Annotated in this window: 19 protein-coding genes; 14 read left to right on the top strand and 5 right to left on the bottom strand. The window is 68.0% G+C overall.

Annotated elements, in window-relative coordinates; all coding sequences use genetic code 11:
• Nucleotides 1–52 precede the first annotated feature (52 nt).
• Nucleotides 53–1,129, top strand: coding sequence for an ATP-dependent DNA ligase (locus B5520_RS15980; protein ID WP_079598067.1), 1,077 nt, complete (start codon nucleotides 53–55; stop codon nucleotides 1,127–1,129).
• Here B5520_RS15980 and B5520_RS15975 read toward each other — a convergent pair.
• The 5 genes from B5520_RS15975 to B5520_RS15955 form a co-directional block, all read right to left on the bottom strand.
• Nucleotides 1,126–2,775, bottom strand: a complete 1,650-nt coding sequence (locus B5520_RS15975) for an ATP-binding cassette domain-containing protein (protein ID WP_079598066.1) — start codon at nucleotides 2,773–2,775, stop codon at nucleotides 1,126–1,128. The genes B5520_RS15980 and B5520_RS15975 overlap by 4 nt on opposite strands.
• Nucleotides 2,772–3,602 carry an ABC transporter permease gene (locus B5520_RS15970; protein ID WP_079598065.1) on the bottom strand — a complete coding sequence of 277 codons (831 nt, stop codon included), beginning with the start codon at nucleotides 3,600–3,602 and terminating at the stop codon, nucleotides 2,772–2,774. Before B5520_RS15970 ends, B5520_RS15975 begins: the two co-directional genes overlap by 4 nt.
• Nucleotides 3,595–4,536: an ABC transporter permease gene (locus B5520_RS15965; RefSeq protein ID WP_079598064.1), complete on the bottom strand. Its 942-nt coding sequence runs from the start codon at nucleotides 4,534–4,536 to the stop codon at nucleotides 3,595–3,597. The genes B5520_RS15970 and B5520_RS15965 overlap by 8 nt, the downstream gene beginning before the upstream one ends.
• Before the next feature lie 18 nt (nucleotides 4,537–4,554).
• Complete coding sequence (locus tag B5520_RS15960; protein ID WP_079598063.1) at nucleotides 4,555–6,111, bottom strand: ABC transporter substrate-binding protein; 1,557 nt, start codon at nucleotides 6,109–6,111, stop codon at nucleotides 4,555–4,557.
• A gap of 283 nt (nucleotides 6,112–6,394) precedes the next feature.
• A complete protein-coding gene (locus B5520_RS15955; RefSeq protein ID WP_079598062.1) occupies nucleotides 6,395–7,714 on the bottom strand; it encodes an MFS transporter in 1,320 nt (439 codons plus the stop codon).
• Nucleotides 7,715–7,940: 226 nt separating this feature from the next.
• On the opposite strand from B5520_RS15955, the gene B5520_RS15950 reads away from it, so the two are divergent.
• From B5520_RS15950 to B5520_RS15890, 13 genes are all read left to right on the top strand, one after another.
• Complete coding sequence (locus tag B5520_RS15950; protein WP_176156888.1) at nucleotides 7,941–8,771, top strand: IclR family transcriptional regulator; 831 nt, start codon at nucleotides 7,941–7,943, stop codon at nucleotides 8,769–8,771.
• Nucleotides 8,772–8,899: 128 nt separating this feature from the next.
• Nucleotides 8,900–9,781: a shikimate dehydrogenase gene (locus B5520_RS15945; RefSeq protein ID WP_079598061.1), complete on the top strand. Its 882-nt coding sequence runs from the start codon at nucleotides 8,900–8,902 to the stop codon at nucleotides 9,779–9,781.
• Entirely contained in the window at nucleotides 9,781–11,685 is a 1,905-nt protein-coding gene (locus tag B5520_RS15940) for a bifunctional sugar phosphate isomerase/epimerase/4-hydroxyphenylpyruvate dioxygenase family protein (RefSeq protein WP_079598060.1), read from the top strand. The genes B5520_RS15945 and B5520_RS15940 overlap by 1 nt, the downstream gene beginning before the upstream one ends.
• A gap of 55 nt (nucleotides 11,686–11,740) precedes the next feature.
• Nucleotides 11,741–12,607, top strand: a complete 867-nt coding sequence (gene pcaH, locus B5520_RS15935) for a protocatechuate 3,4-dioxygenase subunit beta (RefSeq protein ID WP_079598059.1) — start codon at nucleotides 11,741–11,743, stop codon at nucleotides 12,605–12,607.
• A gap of 4 nt (nucleotides 12,608–12,611) precedes the next feature.
• Nucleotides 12,612–13,178 carry a protocatechuate 3,4-dioxygenase subunit alpha gene (gene pcaG / locus B5520_RS15930; protein WP_079598058.1) on the top strand — a complete coding sequence of 189 codons (567 nt, stop codon included), beginning with the start codon at nucleotides 12,612–12,614 and terminating at the stop codon, nucleotides 13,176–13,178.
• A complete protein-coding gene (locus tag B5520_RS15925; RefSeq protein WP_079598057.1) occupies nucleotides 13,175–14,641 on the top strand; it encodes a lyase family protein in 1,467 nt (488 codons plus the stop codon). The genes pcaG and B5520_RS15925 overlap by 4 nt, the downstream gene beginning before the upstream one ends.
• Nucleotides 14,634–15,452 carry an alpha/beta fold hydrolase gene (locus tag B5520_RS15920; RefSeq protein ID WP_079598056.1) on the top strand — a complete coding sequence of 273 codons (819 nt, stop codon included), beginning with the start codon at nucleotides 14,634–14,636 and terminating at the stop codon, nucleotides 15,450–15,452. The genes B5520_RS15925 and B5520_RS15920 overlap by 8 nt, the downstream gene beginning before the upstream one ends.
• On the top strand, nucleotides 15,449–15,904 hold the full coding sequence (gene pcaC / locus B5520_RS15915) for a 4-carboxymuconolactone decarboxylase (protein ID WP_079598055.1): 456 nt from the start codon (nucleotides 15,449–15,451) through the stop codon (nucleotides 15,902–15,904). Before B5520_RS15920 ends, pcaC begins: the two co-directional genes overlap by 4 nt.
• An 84-nt stretch (nucleotides 15,905–15,988) precedes the next feature.
• Entirely contained in the window at nucleotides 15,989–17,206 is a 1,218-nt protein-coding gene (locus B5520_RS15910; RefSeq protein WP_079598054.1) for a thiolase family protein, read from the top strand.
• 3 nt (nucleotides 17,207–17,209) lie between these two features.
• Nucleotides 17,210–17,893, top strand: a complete 684-nt coding sequence (locus tag B5520_RS15905) for a 3-oxoacid CoA-transferase subunit A (RefSeq protein WP_079598053.1) — start codon at nucleotides 17,210–17,212, stop codon at nucleotides 17,891–17,893.
• A 1-nt stretch (nucleotide 17,894) separates the two neighbouring features.
• Nucleotides 17,895–18,572, top strand: a complete 678-nt coding sequence (locus tag B5520_RS15900) for a 3-oxoacid CoA-transferase subunit B (protein ID WP_079598052.1) — start codon at nucleotides 17,895–17,897, stop codon at nucleotides 18,570–18,572.
• Nucleotides 18,573–18,608: 36 nt separating this feature from the next.
• A complete protein-coding gene (locus B5520_RS15895) occupies nucleotides 18,609–19,415 on the top strand; it encodes an IclR family transcriptional regulator domain-containing protein (protein WP_079598051.1) in 807 nt (268 codons plus the stop codon).
• A gap of 3 nt (nucleotides 19,416–19,418) precedes the next feature.
• Entirely contained in the window at nucleotides 19,419–19,751 is a 333-nt protein-coding gene (locus tag B5520_RS15890) for an MmcQ/YjbR family DNA-binding protein (RefSeq protein WP_079598050.1), read from the top strand.
• Nucleotides 19,752–19,882: the final 131 nt, after the last annotated feature.

Raw genomic sequence — 19,882 nt, 5'->3', positions numbered from 1 at the left:
CGGCCACCTGCGGGGTTCCGTGAAGGGCGGTCGCCGGGCAAGAATGGGCAGCATGGAACTTCCCGTGATGCCGCCCGTCCCGCCCATGCTCGCCAAGTCCGTCAGCGGCATCCCGGAGGGCGACCTCAGCTACGAGCCCAAATGGGACGGCTTCCGGTCCATCATTTTCCGTGACGGTGACGACCTGGAGATCGGCAGCCGCAACGAAAAGCCCATGACCCGCTACTTTCCCGAGCTGGTGGCGGCGCTGAAGGAGAACCTCCCGCCACGGTGCGTGATCGACGGCGAGATCGTGCTGGTGGGCGCCTCAGGGGACCGGCTGGATTTCGACGCCCTGCAGCAGCGCATCCATCCCGCGGCCAGCCGGGTCAAGCTCCTGGCCGGGCAGACACCGGCCTCCTTCGTGGCGTTCGACCTCCTGGCGCTGGGGGACGACGACTACACGGGCAGGCCATTCGCTGAACGGCGGGCGGCGCTGGAGAAGGCGCTCGCGGGCAGCAAGGCCCCGGTCCACCTCACCGCCGCGACGACTGACAAGGACATCGCGGGGCAATGGTTCAGCCAGTTCGAGGGGGCAGGCCTGGACGGCATTGTGGCCAAGCCCCTGGGCGGCACCTACCAGCCGGACAAGCGCGTGATGTTCAAGATCAAGCACGAGCGCACCGCGGACTGCGTGGTGGCAGGCTACCGGGTGCACAAGAGTGGCCCGGACAGCATCGGTTCGCTGCTGCTGGGCCTGTACAAGGACGACGGCGGCCTGGCCAGTGTGGGCGTCATCGGCGCCTTCCCCATGAAGCGGCGCAAGGAACTGTACGAACAGCTCCAGCCGCTGGTCACGGATTTCGAGGGCCACCCCTGGGCGTGGGGCAAGCAGGAAGAGGGTGAGCGGACGCCGCGCAACGCCGAGGGCAGCCGTTGGAGCGCCGGCAAGGACCTGTCCTTTGTGCCGCTGCGTCCCGAGCTCGTGGTGGAGGTCCGGTACGACCACATGGAGGGTGACCGGTTCCGCCACACGGCGCAGTTCAACCGCTGGCGGCCGGACCGGGACCCGGAGTCCTGCACATACGCGCAGCTGGAGGAGCCCGTCAACTTTGACCTGGCGTCGGTGCTGGCGACCGGCCGGTCCTAGCCTTCCGCGGCCTGCCGCTCCAGCCCCGCCCGTGCGGCATGGTTCCGGGCGTCCAGCATGGTCCACAGGCCGTCCGCACGGCAGGGGATGGAGGCTGCCACCAGGGACCGGCTGTGCGGGTGCCGGGGTGCCGCGAAGAAGTCACGCGTTTCGGCCACCTCCACCACCCGGCCTTCGAGCAGGACGGCAACCCTGTCGCACATGTACCGCACCACATCCATGTCGTGGGAGATCACGATCAGGGACAGGTTGCGCTCCCGCTGCAGCCGCAGCAGCAGGTTCAGGATGGTCCGCTGCGTGAGTGCGTCCAGTGCCGAGGTGGCTTCGTCGCAGATCAGGACCTGCGGCTCCAGCAGCAGGGCGCGCGCAATGGTGGCCCGTTGAAGCTGTCCGCCGGAACATTGGCCGGGGCGTTTGTCCAGCAGCCCGGCGTCCAGCTCCACCTCGGCCAGGGCGGCGGCGATCCGCTCCTCCCGCTGGGCGGGTGTCAGCCCGCGGCGCGGCAGCAGTGGCGCCCGCAGGCTGGCCCGCAGCGTCATCCTGGGGTCAAAGGCACTGTGCGGTTCCTGGAACACCAGCTGGACGGCCGTGGGCCGCTGGGCTTCGGCGCCGTCCAGCTGCCGGGTAATGGTCCCGGCGCTGGCAGCGTCGAGGCCGACAATGGCTTTCGCCAGCGTGCTTTTTCCCGAACCTGACTGGCCCAGCACGCCCAGGATTTCGCCGTGGCGGAGGGACAGGGAGACGTCGTCCAGCGCGGCGCCGCCCGGCTTCCGCCGCGGACCAAAGCGCTTGCCCACGCCGTCCAGGACCAGGACATCACGCTCCGCCGAGGACGGACGGCGCCGGGACTCCGGGGCAAGCTGCGCTGCCGCCAGGAGATCCCGGGCGTACGCGGTTTTCGGCCGGATGAGCAGCTCGTGGGCCGGGCCTGCCTCCACAATGCTGCCCGCATTCATGACCAGGACCCTGTCCGCGTAGGCGGCCACCGAGGCGAGGTTGTGGGTGATGTACAGGATTCCCAGCCCGCGTTCCCGGCGTTCGCGGTCCAGCAGCTGCAGGACCTGGCGTTCCAGCACCTTGTCCAGGGCGGACGTCGGCTCATCGGCCAGCAGCATCTCCGGCTGCCCGGCCAGTGCCAGGGCCGTCATGGCGCGCTGTGCCATGCCGCCGGAGAGCTGGTGGGGGTAGGCGCGGAACCCCCTGACGGGATCGGAAAAGCCCACCTCCTCGAGCAGCTCCACTGCCTTGGCCCTGGCCTTCGGCCCGCGGAGCCCGCCATGAAGGCGCAGGGGCTCCCGAAGGTGGTGGCCGATGGTCCGGTTCGGGTTGAACATCCGCTTGGGCTGCTGGAACAGCATTCCCAGCCGGCCCCCGCGGACCGTATTGAGCTCCGGTTCCGTGGCCCGTACCAGGTCAAGGCCGTCAAGCCGGATGGAACCGACCGTGATCTCCAGCTGCGGCGGGAGCAGGCGGAGGCAGGACATGGCGGTCAGGGTCTTGCCCGATCCTGAACTGCCCACCAGCGCCACGAACTCGCCCGGATCCACGGACAGCGAGACGCTGGACAGCAGCGGCCTTCCCTGCCGCCCGCCGTCGTCCCTTGTCAGGCTGACTTCCAGGTCCTCGAGGACCAGCGGCGTGCTCATGCGTCTGCCGCCGCCGGAATCAGCAGGGGAGCGGCTGCCATGCGCGCCGCGCGCTGGCCCAGCAGCGTGACGCAGAGGGCCACGGTGAAGATGACAAGGCCCGGGGCAAGGATGCCGAGCGGCGCGCGGTCGGCGAAGGGCTGGGCGGCGGCCAGCATGGAGCCCCAGTCGGACTGCGGCGGCTGGACACCGAGCCCCAGGTAGGAGAGGGCGCCCACGCTGATCAGCAGGTGCCCGAACCGCAGCGTCGCCTGGCCCAGGACGGGGGCGGCGAGGTGGGGCAGGACATGGCGGAAAATGATGAACGACGGCGTGCAGCCCACCACGCGTGCGGCGTCCACGAAGCCGCGGGCGGAGATGTCATAGGCCAGGGTCCTGGCCAGCCGGGCGAAGGGCGTCCAGCCTGTGACCGTGAGCGCCAGCAGCAGGGGACCGAACCCGGTGCCGAGCGCAGCCACGATGAACAGCGCCACCACCATTTCCGGCAGTGCGAGCAGGACGTCATTGGTGCGGGTCAGGAATTCATCCACCCAGCCGCGCCGCCGCGCACTGACGATTCCGACCGCCACCCCCAGCAGGCAGGTCAGCACGGTGGCCAGTGCGGCCACCGACATGGAGAACCGGCCGCCCTCCAGGATCCGGCTCAGGGTGTCCCGTCCCAGGTTGTCCGTGCCCAGCCAGTGCGCGGCCGAGGGCGCAGCCAGGCGCTGCGCCAGGTTCTGCTGCGCCGGCGGGTAGGGCGAGATCCACGGCGCCAGCAGCACCGCCAGGACGATCAGGGCAAGGACTGCCGCGGCGAGGGTGGTGACTATGCTCCGGCTACGCAAGGGAGTCTCCCACTGTGGGGCTGAGGAAGCGGTGGACGAAGTCCGCCAGGGTGGTCACGCCGACGGCGAGGGCCACAACCACTACCACCCCGCCCTGGGCGAGCGGGATATCGCTGTTGATCACGGAGTCAAAGAGCAGCCTTCCCATGCCCGGCACGGCGAAGATCACCTCCACGATCACCGAACCGCCCAACAGCCCGGCGAACCACACGGCGAAGAGGGTGGACAGGGGCACCAGTCCGTTCGGAATGACGTGCCGCAGGATGGATTGTGCATGGCTCAGGCCGCGCGCCCGGGCCGCCGCGACGTGGTCGGCACCGGCGGCGTCGATGATTCCGGCACGGACCGCGGAGGTGAAGAAGCTGATGGGCCGCAGGGCCAGGGTCAGGGCCGGAAGCACAGCCGATGAGAGGTCGTTCCAGCCGGCGGTGGGCAGCACGGACAGCTTGAGGGCGAACACCAGGACCAGGACGGGCGCCACCCAGTATTCCGGCATCGCAATGAAGGCCTGCGTGACGGCGGTAATTGCCTTGTCCGCCATGCTGCCCGGCCGGAGCCCGGAGATGATGCCGAGCGGAAGGGCCACCGCCGCGGCCAGCGCCAGCGACATGGCCACCAGGCTCAACGTGACGGTCAGTGCCGGCAGCACCTGCTCCGCCACGGGAGTCCGGCTGACAAAGGACAGCCCCATGTCGCCGGTGAAGAAATCGCCCAGCCAGCGGAGGTACTGCGCGGCCAGGGGGTCGTTCAGGCCCAGGCTCTCGGCGAGGCCCCGGACAGCCGACTCATCCACCGCATCCCCCGCCACCCGCGAGCGGATGATCTTCCGGACAGGATCGCCCGGGGTGACGTAGGGGATCAGGAACACCGCAAAGGAGGACACGGCAACGGCGGCCAGCAGGGTGGCGGTCCGTTTGGTGATGAACTGCAGCATGCGGTGTATCCCGGAGGACTAGGAGGCGGACTTTGCCGTGTTCGCCGTCAGGACGTAGCGGGACAGCGGGTCCTGGACGTAGGAGAGGACGTTGGTGCGGACCGCGTCGGTGGCCTGTTCGTTCACGAGCCAGGCGTTGACCGCCTTGTCCTTGAGGATCCGGCCTGCTTCCGCGTACAGCTTGTAGCGTTCGTTGGCATCAATGGTTGTGGCAGCTTCGGCGATGATCCTGTCGTACTCCCCATCGCAGAAGTGGCTCAGGTTGTAGGTGCCCTTGCAGGTGTAGTCCGCGGTGAGGAAACCGATGGGGTCCGCGATGTCGATCAGCCGGTTCCGCTGGCTGAGAAGCATGTCGTAGTTGCCGGCCATGACGTCCGGTTCCGCCGAGGCGTATTCCTTGGCCTGGATGGACAACGGGATGCCAATGTTCTTCAGGTTCTCCTGGATGACTGCGGCAACGTCGGCGAATTCCGCGCGCTCCACGATGGCGATGATTTCCAATGGACGATCCGCGGTGTAGCCGGCGGACGCCAGCAGCTTGCGGGCTTCGTCGAGATCCTGCTTGTGCTTCTCCTGGCCTTCGCCGGCCCAGGGCTCGGACGGCGCGAACGGACCGGTGGCGGGAAGGGCAGCGCCTTCGTAGACGCTTGCAGCCAGGGCATCCAGGTCCAGGGAGTCCCGGATCGCCTTGCGGACATCGACGTTGTCCAGCGGTGCGCGGCCGTTGTTCATGTACAGCGTGGCGGTGCGCGGCGAATCGGCACCCAGCACGGTGACGCCCGGAGCGCTCTTCAGGGCGGCGAGGCTGGCCACGGGAATGGACAGGGAGATGTCCGCTTCACCCGTCTGCACCTGCGCGGCGCGGGTGGCACCGTTGGTGATGAACCTGATTTCTGCGCCGGCCAGCTGGACGTCGCCGCCCCAGTAGTTTTCATTGCGGTCCAGCGTCAGCGACTGCTTGGCCTTTTCCGACACCGGGGTGAAGGGGCCGGTGCAGTGGCCGAACGGGTTCACTTCGGCGTCCTTGTAGGCAGCGGGGGCCAGGATGCCGGTGTTGACGCTGGCCAGGCGGTACGGGACCAGGGGGTTCTCGGCGGGGGTGCTCACCCGGACGGTGGTGGCGTCCAGCGCGGTGACGCTGCTGATCATGGTGCGGTTGAAGGCGCGGGCGGGCACCTTGGCGTCCAGGACGTGGTTCAGTGCGGCCACTACGGACTCCGCTGTGAGTGCGGTGCCGTCCTGGAAGGAAACGTCCTGCCGGATGCTGAAGTCCCAGTCCAGCGGGGAGCTCTGCTTCCATTCTGTGGCCAGGAAGGGAACTACTTTGCCCTCGGCCTGGTCGTATTTGGTAAGGGTTTCGAGGCAGCCGGAGAGGGAAAGGATGTAGGCGGCGTCGGATTCGACGGCCCAGTTGGCTACCGGTGCCCGGAAGTTGTCCACCACAATCCGCTGGCTGGTGTCCGCGGCTGCAGTGCTCTGCGCAGGCTGGGCCTGGTTGCCGCTGAAGCCGCAGCCGGCCAGCGTAAGGGTGGCCAGGGCTGCCACGAGGACGCGGGGACGAAGGAAGGAACGCACAGAAACCGCCTAGCAGGGCCGCCCCGGGGAAGGGCAGGAAAAAGAGGGGACTACTTAGGGTAGCCTTCCCTGCCTCTAATTGGAGAATCTGATGACGTGCCTGTTCAGCGGCGGGAAGGTGAGGCCGCGGCTCCGCCTGCCACCCGTCGTCGTACCTTCCTGCCCGGTTGGTACCCACCCGGCCGGCGGCCCGGACACGCGAAAGCCCGCCGTTCCTGGGCCAGTGCAGGCGGAACGGCGGGCTTTCGGAAAGCAACCGGGCGGGAAGGTACGCGCCGGCGGCCTACTTCAGGCCGAGCTGCTGGGTGGGAACCTTGAAGGTTTCCTTGGCAGTAAGGGCCGAGATGGCCGCGATGGAGCAGATGACGGCGGTGAAGACGCTGATCTGGACCCAGCCGCCGGGCTTGATGCCGCCCATGGCTGCAACGATGGCCGGTGCGAAGCCTGCCATCAGGAAGCCCAGCTGGGTGCCGATGGCCAGGCCGGAGAAGCGGACCTTGGTGCTGAACATCTCGGCGTAGAAGGACGGCCAGACGGCGTTGGAGGCGGCGTAACCGCAGGAGAAGAAGCCGATGGCGGCGAGGAACATCAGGGGGACGCTGCCGGATTCGAGGCTGAGCAGGAATAGCGGGGTGAGGGCGGCGCTGGAGAGCGCGCCGTAGATGAACACCGGCTTGCGTCCGATCTTGTCCGCCAGCATGCCGAACAGTGGCTGGGTGCCCAGGGCCACCAGGTTGGCGCCCACCACGAGCCAGAGGGTGGTGGTGCCGTCAACGCCGGCAACGGTCTTGGCGTAGCTGATGGCGAGGGTGCCGAACACGGTGGAAACGGCGGCGATGAAGGCGCAGCAGATAACGCGCAGGACGTCGCGCCAGTGGGCCTTGAGGAGGTCGGCCACGGGGAGCTTTGAGATCTGGGCGGACTTCTGGGCTTCCTCGAACGCGGGGGGCTCGTGCAGGGTGCGGCGGATGAAGAAGGCAACAACCACCACGACGGCGCTGAGCCAGAACGGGATGCGCCAGCCGATGCCGTACTTGATCTCGTCCGGGAGGGCGAGGACGGGGATGAAGACCAGGGCTGCGAGGATCTGGCCGCCCTGGGTGCCGGTGAGGGTCCAGGAGGTGAAGAAGGAGCGGCGGTTGTCCGGGGCGTGCTCAAGGGTCATGGAGGACGCGCCGGCCTGCTCGCCGGCGGCGGAAAGGCCCTGGCAGAGCCGCGCCAGCACCAGCAGTGCCGGAGCCCACCAGCCCACGGTGTTGAAGTCGGGCAGGCAGCCGATGAGGAACGTGGAGGCACCCATGAGCAGCAGGGTGAACATCAGGACTTTCCGCCGGCCCACCCGGTCGCCGAAGTGGCCCAGGATCACGGCGCCCACGGGGCGCGCCACGTAGGCGAAACCAAAGGTTGCAAAGGACATGATGGCGGCGTTGGCATCAGCGTCCGGGAAGAAGACGGTGGGGAAGATCAGCGCGGCTGCGGAGCCGAAGATGAAGAAGTCGTAGTATTCGACGGCGCTGCCCAGGAAGCTGGCGAGGGCCGCCTTCTTGGGCGTCCCGCCATGGGTGGCGGTGCCCGCTCCGGCGGACGGAAGTGTCTGGCTCATGGAGTTCCTTTGTGTGACGACATTGTCGCGAATTTAAAACTTGGTCGCAGCCGCCTGGGTGCGGGCGGGGGGCGCTATGCGCTGGATCGAACAGTAGATCCGGGACAAGTAGCCGCATGGTGAGAGCTGCTTGTGCGATACAGCAATGATGGCTGTGAGGACTGTCACCTGTCAAGAAAATAATCACGATCTAGAAATAGCTCTCACATTGTGGCAACATCGAGTTATGAGTGTGAACCAAACCACAGTGGCCGATGATGTTCCCGCTGAAGCCGGCGAGTCCGGGGCGGCAGGGAAAAAGGCCGACCGTACTGACATGGTGGGCAAGGCGCTGAGCCTCCTGGTCCTCCTGGGGGATGAGCCCCGGGGCGCCAGCGCGGCGGAGATCTCACGCCGCGCGGAGCTGCCTTTCAGCACCACCTACCGGCTCCTTGGCTCGCTGGCCCGGGACGGGTTCGTGGATTATGAACCCGATGGCCGCCGCTACCATCTTGGGCTGCGGATCTTCCAGCTGGGCCAGCGGGTTTCAAACCACCACGGCTTTGCCGGCACGGCCATGCCCGTGCTGCGGCGCGTGACCGAGCAGACGGGCGAGGCGACCATTCTGAGCGTCCGCGACGGGAACCATCACCTCACCGTCAACAAGGTGGACGGCCCGCAGATCTTCCGCGTCACCTCCGACCCCGGGCATCTGGGCTCCCTCTCCACCACCGCCGTGGGCAAGGCCCTGGTGGCTTTCGCGGAGGATGCGGAGCGCGAGCGGCTGCTGGCGGAGCTGCCGCTCGAGGCACTGACCGACAAATCCATCACCGACAGGCAGCTGTTCCGCGACGAGATTGAACGCACGCGCCGCCGGGGCTACGCGGTGATGGACGAGGAGAACGAGGCCGGCATGCGCGCCGTTGCCGTGCCCCTGCTGAATGGCCAGGGCCATGCTTTTGCCTCCCTGGCCACTGCGGTTCCGGTCTTCCGCCTGAGCCTGGAGGCACTGGAAGCGCACGTGCCGCTGCTGCAGGACGCTGCCGCGGAGCTGGCCGCACGGCTGCCGCAACGCTAACTGTTCGCATTACGAACGCTAGTGCGATAGATGAACAATTGTTGTACTGTTATTTCCAACACCGGAACCGCACCTTCCGCCACGCGCGGACGTCCGCTTCCGGTGCCGTTATCAAAGGAGCTGCACGGATGAGTAATCGAACTGAGTCCTACCTCGTGGGACTGGTCGGCGATGGCGTGACGCCGTCACTCACCCCCTACATGCACGAACGCGAAGGTGATGTGCAGGGCCTGCGCTACCTTTACCGCCCCATCGACCTCCTGGAACTCCGCCTGCCGGGCGAATCCGTCGGCCAGCTGCTCCAGAACGCCCGCACCCTCGGCTTCAACGGACTGAACATCACCCACCCCTGCAAGCAGCTGGTCCTGCAGTACCTGGATGTCATCTCCCCGGACGCCCTGAAACTTGGCGCCGTCAACACCGTGGTGATCGAGGACGGCCGCTTCATCGGCCACAACACCGACTTCTCCGGCTTCGGAGCCGCCCTCGCCTCCGGCCTGCCCGGCGCGAAGCTGGACCGCGTGGTCCAGCTCGGTGCCGGCGGTGCCGGTTCAGCCGTCGCCTACGCCCTGCTCTCCGCCGGCGTCAAGGCACTCGACCTGGTGGACGTGGCTCCTGAGCGCGCCGCCGAGCGCGCCGCCGAACTCGCCGGTTTCTTCCCGGACAGCACCGTCACAGCCCATACGACGGCGGAGCTGCCGCAGCTGATGCCGCTCACCGACGGCCTGGTGCACTGCACCCCCGTGGGCATGGCCGCGCACCCCGGCGTCCCGCTGGACCTTGGCCTGCTGGAAGCAAGGCACTGGGTTGCGGACATCGTCTACCGCCCCATCGACACCGAACTGGTCCGGGGCGCCCGGGCCAAGGGCTGCGCCGTGCTGGACGGAGGCCGGATGGCAGTGGGCCAGGCCGCCGACGCCTTCCGGATCTTCACCGGACTGGAACCGGATCCGGAACGCATGCGCTCGCATTTCCTGGAACTCGTGGCCGCCGAGGAGGTGGCAGCCTGATGCGCACCGGAATCGCCACCGTCTGCCTCTCCGGCACGCTGAAGGAAAAGATGCAGGCCTGCGCCATTGCAGGGTTCGACGGCATCGAGATCTTTGAGCAGGACCTGGTCACCTCCACCCTCAGCCCCGAGGACGTCCGCAAGATGGCCGCGGACCTGGGCCTTGGCCTTGACCTCTACCAGCCGTTCCGCGATTTCGACGGCGTCACCCCGGACCTGCTCAAGGCCAACCTCCGGCGGGCCGAGGCAAAATTCGGGCTGATGTCCCGCCTTGGCATGGACACCATCCTGGTCTGCTCCAACGTTGCCACGGCAACCATTGACGACGACGGACTCAGGGCCTCACAGTTGGCGCAGCTTGCCGAGCTGGCCGGCGACCACGGCATCAAGGTGGCCTACGAAGCATTGGCCTGGGGCAAGTACGTCAACGACTACGAGCACGCCTACCGCCTGGTGGAGATGGTGGACCATCCCAACCTTGGGACCTGCCTGGACTCCTTCCACATCCTGTCCCGCGACTGGGATACGGCGCCCATCGAGGACATCAACGCGGACAAGATCTTCTTCGTCCAGGTGGCAGATGCCCCGAAACTCACCATGGACGTTCTCTCCTGGAGCCGCCACTACCGCGTGTTTCCGGGCGAGGGCCAGTTCGAGCTCGCCAAATTCATGGGCCACGTGGTCCGCGCCGGCTACACCGGCCCGGTCTCCCTGGAGGTCTTCAACGACGTCTTCCGCCAGTCCGATGTCGAACGTACCGCCGTGGACGCCATGCGCTCGCTGATCTGGCTGGAGGAACAAAGCGCCAAATGGCTCGCCGCCGCGGCGGAAGCCGAAGGGGGCGGCAGTGCCGCCATCCGCCGTCGGTATCCCATGGAACTGGCCACCCTGCCCAAGGTGAACGAACCGGCCGGCTTCAACTTCGCCGAGGTGAAGGCGGACGATACCGCGCAGCTCGAAAAGCTCCTGGGCCAGCTCGGCTTCGCATTCGAGGGCCGGCACCGCACCAAGGACGTCCAGCTCTGGACCATGGGCCAGGCCCGCGTGATCATCAACGAGCAGGCGGCCTCGCATGCCGAACCCGCCATCGCCGCGCTGGGCTTCGACGTCGATTCGCCGGTCATTGCCTCCGCCCGGGCCCAGCAGCTCAAGGCGCCGGTGGTGGCCCGCAAGGTCCAGGCCGACGAGGAAGTGTTCCAGGGCATCTCGGCCCCGGACTCCACCGAAATCTTCCTGTGCCAGGGCAGCCCGGACGGCACCGCCGCCTGGACTGCGGAATTCGGGCAGGCCGGTGAGCTCGGCGAGGGTCTGGAGCGCTCCTCGAGCGGAGCCGGCGCCGTCATCGACCACGTAAACCTGGCGCAGCCGTGGCAGCACTTTGACGAAGCCGTGCTCTTCTACACCAGCGCCCTGGCCCTGGAGCCGCAGCCCTTCGCCGAGGTTCCCAGCCCCAGCGGGCTGGTCCGCTCACAGGTCATGCAGACCACCGACGGCGCCGTGCGGCTGGTGCTGAACCTGGCACCGGCGCAGCAGGCGCAGAGCGAAGTCCGGAAAACCTACCAGGAACACATCGCCTTCGCCGTGGACAACCTCGTCGCCACCGCCCGTGCCGCCCGGGAGCGGGGCCTGGAGTTCCTGCAGATCCCGGCCAACTATTACGAGGACCTCGATGCCCGGTTCGACCTGGAACCCGGGTTCCTGGCCACCCTGCAGGAACTCAACCTCCTGTACGACCGCGATGCCAGCGGGGAATTCCTGCACTTCTACACCGCCACCGTGGGCAGCGTGTTCTTCGAGATGGTGGAACGCCGCGGCAACTACGACGGGTACGGGGCCCCCAACGCCCCGGTCCGGCATGCCGTCCAGTACGACCACCGCCAGCACGCGTCCCTCCAGCGGCACTGACCACCAGACCCGCACACCTTCCCCAACGAGACAGAACACCAGAAAGGAGCCAGCCATGCCGCACGAAACAACCGCGCAGACGGACGAGCTTGTACCGGCTGCCGAACCCAAGGCAGGACACGCGCAGCTGGACCGCGCCGTGGAAACACAGCAGGACCTCAGCGACGAGATCAACGGCCTGGCCGACGCCTACAAGCGGGCACTCAAAGACGGTGCCCCGGCCGAGACCCAGCCCCGCTTGGACTACCCGCCGTACCGCAGCAGCATCCTGCGCCACCCCACCAAGAGCCTGCACCACGCGGACCCGGAAACCATCGAGCTGTACTCGCCGGCCTTTGGGCACCAGGACGTGCACGCGCTGGAATCGGACCTCACCATCCAGCACAACGGCGAACCCCAGGGCGAGCGGATCATCGTCGCCGGCAAGGTCCTGGACGGCGACGGCCGCCCGGTAGCCGGGCAACTGGTGGAGATATGGCAGGCCAACGCCTCCGGCCGCTACATCCACAAGCGCGACCAGCACCCCGCGCCGATCGACCCCAACTTCACCGGCATCGGGCGCTGCATCACCGGCCCGGACGGCTCCTACCGGTTCACCACCATCAAGCCCGGCGCCTACCCGTGGAAGAACCACCTGAACGCCTGGCGTCCCGCGCACATCCACTTCTCGCTGTTCGGCACCGAGTTCACCCAGCGCATCATCACCCAGATGTACTTCCCCGGGGACCAGCTGTTCCCGCTGGACCCCATCTACCAGACCATCGTGGACCAGGACGCCCGCGACCGGCTGGTGGCCAACTATGACCACAGCCTCACCGAGCCCGAATGGGCGCTGGGCTACAACTGGGACATCGTCCTGACCGGGCCCAAGCGGACCTGGACCGAGAACGAAGCGCTGGGCGCAGAGGGTGACGAGGAATAGGAACATGAGCAACCAGACCACGCAGCTTGTCCCCACGCCCGGCCAGACCGTGGGCCCGTTCTATGGGTACGCCCTGCCGTTCGAAAAGGACAACGAACTCCTCGCCCCCGGCTCGCCCGGCTCCATCCGCCTCCAGGGCACCGTTTACGACGGCGCCGGGGAGACAGTGCCGGACGCCATCCTGGAGATCTGGCAGCCCGACGCTCAGGGCAACATCGTCCAGAAGACCGGTTCGTTCCACCGTGACGGCTACTCCTTCACGGGCTGGGGCCGCGGCGCCGTAGGTTACTCCGGCGTGTACACGTTCACCACGGTCAACCCCGGCCCCACCTCGCCGGGCGCCGCGCCGTTCATCTCGGTGGCCATCTTTGCCCGCGGCCTCACCAACCGGCTCTTCACCCGCATCTACTTGCCGGAGGAGCAGGAAGCGCTGGCCAAGGACCCGCTGCTGGCCTCGCTTGAGCCGGAGCGCCGGGAGACGCTGATCGCCCGGCGGGATCCCGACGGCGGACTGACCTTTGACATCCGCCTCCAGGGTGAGGGCGAAACAGTCTTCCTGGACTTCCAGTGACCAGCGGCGTCCCTGCCAGCTTCGGAAGCGGCGCCGGTGGCGACGCCGGACTGCTGAGCCCTGTCTCGGCGTCGCCCCTGGTGGCTGCGCTGACCGGGGACCGCGCGGTGCTGGCGGCGATTCTCGCCGTCGAGTCCGGCTGGGCCGCGGTGCTGGAGAAGGCGGGACTGGCGCCCGCCGGATCCGCCGCCGTCGTGGCCTCCGCTGCTGAGGCGGGACGCTACGACCTGGCCGATGTGGCGCTCCGCGCCCAGGGCGGCGGGAACCCCGTGATCCCCCTGCTGTCCGACCTCCGCAAGCACGTAACGGCGCTGGACACGGAGGGCATCGGTGCGGGGAAGGCTGTGCACACCTCGCTGACCAGCCAGGACGTGCTGGACACCGCGCTGATGCTGATGGCCCACACCACCGTGGGGGCGGTGCTCGCCGACGTGAAGCGGACGACGGCGGCGCTCGCCGCCCTGGCGGAACAGCATGCGGACACGCTGTGCGTGGGCAGGAGCCTGACGCAGCACTCGCTGCCGTTCACGTTCGGGCTCCGGGCCGCCCAATGGTTCCAGGGCGTGGCCGCGGCCGGCCGCCAGCTGGAAAACCTGGAGCTGCCGGTCCAATTCGGCGGCGCGGCGGGAACGCTGGCCGCCGGCACCGTCCTGACCGCCGATTCCCCCGCCACACCGTTCACCCTCGCCGAATCGCTTGCCTCCCAGCTGGGCCTCGCCGCCGCTCCCGCGCCGTGGCACACCAACCGGCTGGCCGTCACCTCACTGGGACATGCCCTGGCGTCGGTGCTGGACGCCTTCGGCAAGATCGCGGCGGACGTGCTGTTCCTGAGCAGGCCGGAGGTGGCCGAGCTGGCCGAGCCGCGGGCTGCGGGCCGCGGCGTCTCCTCCGCCATGCCGCAGAAGCAGAACCCCGTGCTGTCCGTGCTGGTTCGCAGCGCGGCGCTGCAGGGACCGCAGCTGGTGGCACAGCTGCACCTCGCCGCCGCAAACTTCAACGACGAACGCCCCGACGGTGCGTGGCACACCGAATGGCCCGCACTCCGGCAGCTCCTCGCCCTCACCCTCGGCGCTGCCGGCCACCTCCGGGAGCTCACCGAAGGGCTGCAGGTCTTCCCGGAAGCCATGCGCCGCAATCTGGACCTCGCCGGTCCGCTGCTGCTGGCCGAGGGCGTCAGCGCCGCGGTCTCACCCCTGCTCGAGGAGAAGGACGGCCGCACCGGCAAGCAGCAGCTCCAGGACGTGGTGGACCGGACCCTCCAGGCACCCTCGGCGGAACAGGGCGCCACCTACCGCAAACTGCTCCGCGAGGCCGTGCCCGCCGGGCTGCTTCCCGACCTCCGGCTGGACGAACTCCTGGATCCCGCCAGCTACCTGGGCGAGGCCGGCGGGATTTCACGCCGCATCCTGGCCGCCTACGCCGATTTTGCAACCGCTACCCCGAACGGAGCCAACCGTGGCTAAACCCACCCTGAAGGCAGTGCTGCTGTCCCCGCAACGCGCGCTGGGCGAGAGGCCGCTGCTGGTCGCGGGACCATCCCTCGGCACCTCCACCCTCCTGTGGACCGAGGCGGCCACCCTGCTCGGTACCGATTACGACGTGGTGGCCTGGGACCTTCCCGGCCACGGCGTCTCGCCGGCCGCAACCGAAACCTTCACCGTAGCCGACCTCGCGGACGCTGTGGTGGACCTCGTGGACTCCATCGCCCCCGGCGCCGCCTTCCACTACGCCGGGGTTTCCCTGGGCGGTGCCACCGGGCTGCAGCTCGGCATCAAGCACGGCGAGCGTCTCAAGAGCCTCTCCGTGCAGTGCTCCGGAGCCAAGCTCGGCACTCCCGAAGGCTGGCTGGAACGCGCCGAAACGGTCCGCACCCAGGGTACCCCCGTGATGATCCAGGGCTCGGCCGAGCGCTGGTTCGCGAAGGGGTTCATGGACCGCGAACCGGCCCGGAGCAGCCGCCTCCTGCACGCCCTGCGCGACGCCGACCGCTTCAGCTACGCGTTCTGCTGCGAAGCCCTGGCCGCCTTTGATGTCCGCGCAGACCTCGGCAGCATCCGCGTCCCCACGCAGGCCCTGGCCGGTGCGGACGATACTGTTGCGCCGCCGTCGTTCGCGGAGGAAATTGCCGCGGGCATCACCGCCGGCGGGGGCACCGCCAACGCCGCGACCCTGAGCGGCGTGGCCCACCTGGCCCCGTTCGAGGCCCCCGGGCACGTGGCCGACCTGCTCCGCAACCTCATCTCCTGGACCGAGTCCCGGGCGGCAGCGAAATGAGCGGCATGGAGCGGCATGGTGTTGTCCAGCCGGATGCTACCGGCCAGGAGATCTACGACGGCGGCATGGTGGTCCGCCGCGAAGTCCTGGGCGATGCGCACGTGGACCGCGCCAACGCCAACAAGGACGAATTCACCGACGACTTCCAGGACATGATCACCCGGATCGCGTGGGGCGGCATCTGGACCCGGCCCGGCCTTTCCCGGCAGATGCGGTCCGCCGTCACCATCACCGCCATGGTGGCGCACGGGCACTGGGAAGAGCTCGCCATGCACATCCGCGCTGCCCTCACCAACGGCCTGAGCCGGGATGAGATCAAGGAAATCCTGCTCCAGACCGCCATTTACTGCGGGGTCCCCTCCGCCAACACCGCCTTCAAAACGGCCCAGCAGGTGTTCCGCGACATGGACACCGCACCCGCGGCCACAGACACCCACACCCCACCCAACTAGGTAGCACTAAGTGTCGTTTTGAGCCCTCATAACGACGCTTACTGCGACCTGGTTGGGGAACCGGACAGAATCAGAGGAACAGTCATGAACCAGGCTTTTGTGTACGACGCCGTGCGCACCCCTTTCGGCAAGTTCGGCTCCGGCCTCGCCGCCGTCCGCCCTGATGACCTTGCAGCGCACGTGATCCGGGAGTCCGTGAAGCGGGCTCCGGGACTGGATCCGGAGCGGATTGACGAGGTGGTGTTTGGCAATGCCAACGGCGCCGGCGAGGAAAACCGCAACATCGCCCGGATGGGCACTTTGCTGGCCGGGCTGCCCGTTTCGATCCCGGGCACCACGGTGAACCGGCTCTGCGGCTCGTCCCTGGATGCTGCGATTATCGCCTCGTGCCAGATCAATGCCGGTGATGCGGATCTGGTGCTGGTGGGCGGCGCCGAGTCGATGTCCCGTGCGCCGTGGGTGCTGCCGAAGACGGAGAAGCCTTACCCGGCCGGGGACATGACGCTGGCTTCCACCACGCTGGGCTGGCGCCTGGTGAACAAGGCGATGCCCAAGGAGTGGACCATTTCCCTGGGTGAGGCCACCGAGCGGCTCCGTGAAAAGTACGGGGTGACCCGGCAGGCGCAGGATGAGTTCGCCGCGGACTCGCACAACCTGTCCGCCGCCGCGTGGGACGAGGGTTTCTACGACAACCTGGTGGCCCCGGTTCCGGGCACGGACCTGGTGCGGGACGAGGGCATCCGCCCCGGTTCCACCGCCGAGAAGCTGGCGGCCCTGAAGACGGTGTTCCGTTCAGAGCCCGAGGGCGCAGAGGTGGGCGGCACCGTCACCGCGGGCAACGCGTCCCCGCTGTCCGACGGCGCCTCCGCGGCCTGGGTGGGAAGTGAAAGTGCCGCGGGGCTGCTGGGGCTGGAGCCTTTGGCCCGCATCGCCGGGCGCGGCGCGCACGGCAACGATCCGCAGTACTTCGGGTTCGCCCCGGTGGAGGCGGCGAACAAGGCCCTGGCGAAGGCGGGCATCGGCTGGGAGCAGGTGGGCGCCGTCGAACTTAACGAAGCATTCGCCGCGCAGTCCCTGGCCTGCATTAACGCCTGGGGCATCGACCCCTCGATTGTGAACAGGCATGGCGGCGCCATCGCCATGGGCCACCCGCTGGGTGCTTCGGGAACCCGGATCCTGGGCACCCTTGCCCGGTCGCTGCAGGCCTCCGGGGAGCGCTGGGGCGTCGCGGCGATCTGCATCGGCGTCGGGCAGGGCCTGGCCGTGGTGCTCGAAAACGTAACTACTGGCGTGAAGGGCTAGGCAATGCTGACATTTGTTGACTCCGTAAACGAGGCCGTGGCCGGCATCAAGGACGGCTCCACGGTGATGATCGGCGGCTTCGGCAACGCCGGGCAGCCGTTCGAACTGATCGATGCGCTGATGGACTGCGGCGCCACGGACCTGACCGTGGTGAACAACAACGCCGGCCAGGGCGACCAGGGCCTGGCCCTGCTGATCAAGGAAGGCCGGGTGCGGAAAATGATCTGTTCCTTCCCGCGGCAGTCCGACTCCTGGCACTTCGACGCCAAGTACAAGGCCGGCGAAATCGAGCTGGAGCTCGTCCCGCAGGGGAACCTGGCCGAGCGGATACGAGCCGCCGGGGCCGGGATCGGCGGGTTCTTCACCCCCACCGGGTACGGCACCATGCTGGCCGAAGGCAAGGAAACCCGCATTATCGACGGCCGCGGCCAGGTCTTCGAAACACCAATCCACGCCGACGTCGCCCTGATCAAAGCACTCAAGGCGGACGGCAAGGGCAACCTCGTCTACCGCAAGACCGCCCGCAATTTCGGCCCCATCATGGCCGCCGCGGCGAAGCAGACCATCGTGCAGGTGTCCGAGATCGTCCCCACCGGGGCGTTGGACCCGGAGACCGTGGTCACCCCCGGCATCTACGTCAACACCATTGTCCGCATCCCGGCGGGCACCACCGAGAAGGCGGCCTGACATGAGCATCGCAACGTCCCTCCAGACCTCCGCCACCCCGTTGGGCCGCGACGACCTGGCCCGCCTGGTGGCCCGCGACATTGCCCCCGGGTCCTTCGTGAACCTCGGGATCGGCCAGCCCACCCTGGTGTCCAACTACCTCACCGCTGAACAGGACATCACCCTCCACACGGAGAACGGGATGCTCGGCATGGGACCCGAAGCGCAGGGCGACGAAATCGACGGCGACCTGATCAACGCCGGCAAGATCCCCGTCACCGAACTCCCCGGAGCGTCGTACTTCCACCACGCCGACTCCTTCGCGATGATGCGTGGCGGGCACCTGGACATCTGCGTCCTGGGCGCATTCCAGGTCTCCGTCACCGGTGACCTCGCCAACTGGCACACCGGCGCCCCTGGCGCGATCCCCGCTGTCGGCGGTGCCATGGACCTGGCGACCGGGGCCAAGGATGTGTTCGTCATGATGACCTTGCTGACCCGCGAGGGCGCGTCCAAGATCGTGGACTCCTGCACCTACCCGCTCACCGGCGTGGGCTGCGTGACCCGGGTCTACACGGACAAGGCAGTGTTCCTCACCGGACCCGAGGGCGTCAGCGTCCGCGAAACCTTCGGCTGCACCCTCGAGGAACTCCAGGAACTCGTCCCCGTCCCGCTCAAGGCCGCTCCAGCCGGTGGTTGAGCCCGTCGAAACCCGGCGGCCCTAGGATTGGTAACCATGACCGAAGCAGCAGTAGCGGGCGCCCCGCAAGCCAGCGACCAGTACGTACAGTCGCTGGCGCGGGGGCTGGCCGTGATCCGCGCGTTCGACACCGACCATCCGGTGATGACCCTGACGGAAGTGGCCGGCAGGACTGACCTGACCCGGGCCACGGCGCGGCGGTTCCTGCACACCCTGGTGGAGCTGGGCTACGTGCGGACCGACGGCAAGACGTTCGCGCTCACCGCCAAGGTCCTGCAGCTCGGTTACGCATACCTCTCCGGGCTCTCGCTGCCCCAGCTCGCACAGCCGCACCTGGAGGAGCTCTCGCTGAAGCTCGGCGAATCCACCTCCGCGGCCGTGCTGGACGGCACCGACATCGCCTACGTCGCCCGGGTGACCACCCGCCGGATCATGACCATCGGCATCACCGTGGGCACCCGCTTCCCGGCCTACGCCACCTCGATGGGCAGGGTCCTGCTCGCACATCTTCCGCCGGCAGAACTGGACGCCTACCTGGCCGCGGCTGACATCAAACCCCTGACCCCGCGGGGCCTGGGAACCGTTCCGGAACTGCTGGCAGAGCTGGAGACGGTCCGGGCCCAGGGCTGGTGCCTGCTGGACCAGGAGCTGGAACTGGGGCTGATGTCCGTTGCGGCCCCGGTCTACGACGGACCCACGAAGGTAGTGGCCGCCGTCAACGTCTCCCTGCAGGCGCAGTCCGTCGCCGCCCAGCCGGACAGGGATGCCTACCTGGCCTCGATTGCCCGCGAGATCGTGGCCACGGCCAAACTTGTGTCCGCAGATCTCAGCGCCCGGGGGTAAAGGGTGGTCACGGAAGATGATGTCCGGGAAGCCGCGCTCGCGCTGCCGGGTGTCACCGAACGGCTGAGCTGGGGCCAGCCGGCGTGGTTTGCGAGGACCCTGATGGCCCGGATCTGGGAACCCGGTGTCCTCACGGTCAAGACGGAGGAGCGCGAAGCCTTGGCCGGGACCGAGCCGGACACCTACTTCTGGACACCCCACCACGAGCGTTCACCCCAATTAGTGCTGGTGCGGCTTGACCGCATCGACGCCCGGCTCCTCGGGGAACTGCTCCAGGATTCCTACCGGCTGGCTGGCGGCGGGCCGTCCCGCCCGCATCAGCGGCGAAGCGCCTAATGTAACTGTTTCCCATCCAAGCCCGCTGACCTACTCCCGCCGCAGCAGTGCGGGCCATAGACTCTAGCCAACTACGTGCAGCAGCGCCGCTCCGCGAAGGTCCCGTCTCCGGACAAATTCCGGGACCCGGC

The organism is Arthrobacter sp. P2b, from assembly GCF_900168295.1.
Lineage (GTDB): Bacteria > Actinomycetota > Actinomycetes > Actinomycetales > Micrococcaceae > Arthrobacter.
The sequence above is the reverse complement of the archived record's forward strand: the minus strand, read 5'-3'. Positions and strand labels throughout refer to the sequence as shown.